Origin of the sequence: Aeromonas allosaccharophila (assembly GCF_000819685.1) — a bacterium.
In the GTDB taxonomy this organism is placed as follows: domain Bacteria; phylum Pseudomonadota; class Gammaproteobacteria; order Enterobacterales; family Aeromonadaceae; genus Aeromonas; species Aeromonas allosaccharophila.
The window spans coordinates 1-1,013 of sequence record NZ_CDBR01000030.1; the positions used below are offsets into that span (position 1 = coordinate 1).

The 1,013-nt window shown below is 54.8% G+C and carries 1 protein-coding gene; it reads left to right on the top strand.

The window, feature by feature from the left end:
* Window positions 1-90: 90 nt before the first annotated feature.
* Window positions 91-1,013: IS110 family RNA-guided transposase (locus tag BN1115_RS06230; protein WP_042656502.1), on the top strand; the 923-nt coding region annotated here is incomplete at its 3' end.

The following is a 1,013-nucleotide window of genomic DNA, read 5'->3' on the forward strand; positions in this document are numbered from 1 at the left end:
GCGTTAATGGGATGGTCGCCCCTCCCCAAAATGGCATCAGAGTGCCAAAGTGGCGAATGTAAGTTCCCACTGATGAGAGAGGCGACCACCATGAAGGCTACGACTATCGGCATCGATCTGGCAAAACATCTCTTCCAATTACATGGCGTTGATCAACATGGCAAGACGGTCCTCAAGCGACAGTTGAAGCGGGATCAGATGCTCTCATTCTTTAGCAATCTTCCTCCTAGCCTGATCGGCATGGAGGCATGCGGCAGTGCCCATTACTGGGCCAATAAATTGCAAGGGCTGGGGCATACCGTCAAGCTGATGGCGCCTCAGTTCGTTAAGCCCTATGTAAAGACCAACAAGAACGATGCTGCGGATGCAGAAGCTATTTGTGAAGCGGTGACTCGGCCCACCATGCGGTTCGTGCCGATAAAGAGCAGCGAACAATTGGCCATCCTGGCCTTGCATCGTGCTCGACAAGGCTTCATCAAGGCCAGGACTGCTCAAGCCAACCAGATCCGTGGCCTGTTAGCAGAATACGGGTTCATCCTTCCTCAAGGCATCACCCACATAGGCAAACACGTTCCCGAGCTGCTGGAGGACAGTGAAAACGGCTTGCCAGGAACGTTTCGCCATTTGTTAATGCGACTTCACGAGCACCTCAAGATGCTCGACAAGCAGGTCAATGAATTGGAGGACGCGATCGTTCGCTGGCATAAGGACAGTGCCGCCAGCCAAACCTTAGCCCAGCTGCCAGGTATCGGCCCTATCACCGCAAGCGCACTGGTTGCTTCCATCGGCAATGCGAAAAATTTCAAGAATGGCCGGCAATTGGCCGCGTGGCTGGGGTTAGTGCCACGGCAACACTCCAGCGGTGGTAAGCAGAACCTGCTTGGGATCAGCAAGCGTGGCGACAGCTATCTGCGCACCTTGTTAATTCATGGCGCTCGGGCGGTGCTACGAGTAGCAGAACGCAAGGAGTCGTTCTCGAGAAGCTGGTTGGCTGGGGTGATGGCACGGCGCAA